1 protein-coding gene and 2 pseudogenes are annotated in these 1792 nt (G+C 58.3%); 1 reads left to right on the top strand and 2 read right to left on the bottom strand.

Going from position 1 to position 1792, the window contains the following annotated elements; all coding sequences use genetic code 11:
- Positions 1 to 332, bottom strand: a 332-nt coding sequence (locus CP49_RS24075) for a hypothetical protein (RefSeq protein ID WP_197423208.1), incomplete at its 3' end; no start/stop codon positions are given.
- Positions 333 to 1031: 699 nt separating this feature from the next.
- Here CP49_RS24075 and CP49_RS24070 point away from each other — a divergent pair.
- A pseudogene (locus CP49_RS24070) lies at positions 1032 to 1600 on the top strand (response regulator transcription factor).
- Positions 1601 to 1711: 111 nt separating this feature from the next.
- Here the strand turns inward: CP49_RS24070 and CP49_RS45025 are convergent.
- Positions 1712 to 1792, bottom strand: a pseudogene (locus tag CP49_RS45025) (F0F1 ATP synthase subunit A); the annotation flags it as partial.

Raw genomic sequence — 1792 nt, 5'->3', positions numbered from 1 at the left:
CAGCCACGGCAGCCACGGGCCGCGCAGCCACGGCAGCCACGGGCCGCGCAGCCACGGCAGCCACCGCGGGCGGCTAGCTGCACGCCGCTGCCAACGTTTTCCTTATCGAGGAGATGGAACGTGGCGAGACTGACGTCGGCCATTTCCTCTTCGCTTAGAACGAAGCGCTGATTGGGCGAGGTATTGTCAGATTGCGCGATATCAGCAGCGGGCATCGTGGATGCTGATGCGCTATCCAGCAGCGAAAAACCCAGTCCGGTGGCACCCAGCACCGTCACGGCGGCGGCTTTGGTTGTGCGTTTCTGCTTCGAAGCTTGCTTGACCCGTGGCATGGTCTGCATCCTCCGTAAGTTCTGCTTGAGGTGGCAAGTGTGCGCTCGGCAAATCCGGCGCGCAAGGTTGCTTGTGCGTTAAGAAGCGAACCGTCCCATCGAGTTCCCATTCATCTTCATGAACGAAATTGACACATAGCCGCTTTTGGTTGAGCAGAATCCTGTTTCTCATAGCGGCGGCTCGAAGCCGGGGCTGTCTACGCGGTCTCGGGGGCGTCTCCGCGTTCTCGATGTATCCCGCCATCTGCGTGCAAAGACGGCCCAAGTAAGCTCCAGTATGGGAAAGAGGCAGGGGAGCCTTCATGGCACAATGCAGGGTAGCAATATGAGGATTGGGACGTTTCTGCCGGTTATTCACAGGGCTGTCCCAATCACGAAGCGTCGCGGTTTGGCACGGGCATCGGTCCGGCATTGGCTGATGTCCGTTGTAGGGGCAGAACGGACCTAGCCCGGCCGTCGGCTGATGTCGCAGATTGACCCTTAAGGCGACATCAAATGGTCACCCATGGATCGGTCAGCCAGCCTGACAAAACCCGCAAGAATTAACATCACGCATATTACTGATACCCTGAGATACTTCTCGGGGAGAGACCTGTGCAAGTGTGCGTGCATATTGTCGATGACGATGCGTCCTTTCGAACAGCCATGGAGCGTCGTTTGACGAAAGCCGGCTACGAGGTCGCCACCTATGCTTAGCACTTGCTGGATCGCTTGCCGAGCGAAAGCGTCCCAAGCTGCCTTCTCCTCGACGTGCGGATACCGGAACTGAGCGGTCCGGAGCTGCAAGAGCGCCTGAGCGAACTCGGTTCGACGCTGCCTATCATATTCCTCAGTGGGCATCCCGATATTCCGGCCACGGTTCGGGCTATCAAGGCGGGTGCCGATGACTTCCTGACCAAGCCTGTATCATCGGATGATCTTCTTCGGGCAATCGAGCGGGCGGTTGCGCATCATGAAGTGGCACGTGGCTTGAAGAGCAAGCTGAACATCGTTCGCGCTCATGTCGCGGCATTGACGCCGCGCGAGCGGGAAGTTTTTTTGCTTGTCATTCGCGGCGACACCAACAAGCAGATCGCCCGCGCGTTAGGCTGTACCGAACGCACCATCAAGGCCACCGCCACGGGGTGATGGAAAAAATGGAGGTTCGGAACTTGCCGGAACTTGTGTCTCTTGCGGAGCGGATCGGCCCTGTGTCGGCCGCCGGGCAGACGCCCTATGTCCAAAGCGGAGAGGTGGAATTTCGGCGTGATGGCTTTACCTCGCGCTGAGGCGACTCAACAATCGTTTCTTTCTAGTCCGAGCTTGCGGTCACTGAGCGAACAAGCAATTGGAATTTGTTGCTAGAAATTGCGGGGCCGACTCCTTGCCCTCCGAGCCCGTTAGTGTCCCCCATGAAGAGCGTCGTTGAGATAGATGCAGGTCAGGATCGCAAATACGTAGGCCTGCAGGAACGCGACCAG

It is taken from the genome of Bradyrhizobium valentinum, assembly GCF_001440405.1.
GTDB classification, from domain to species: domain Bacteria; phylum Pseudomonadota; class Alphaproteobacteria; order Rhizobiales; family Xanthobacteraceae; genus Bradyrhizobium; species Bradyrhizobium valentinum.
Note: the sequence above shows the minus strand (reverse complement) of the source record. Positions and strands in the feature narration are given on the sequence as shown.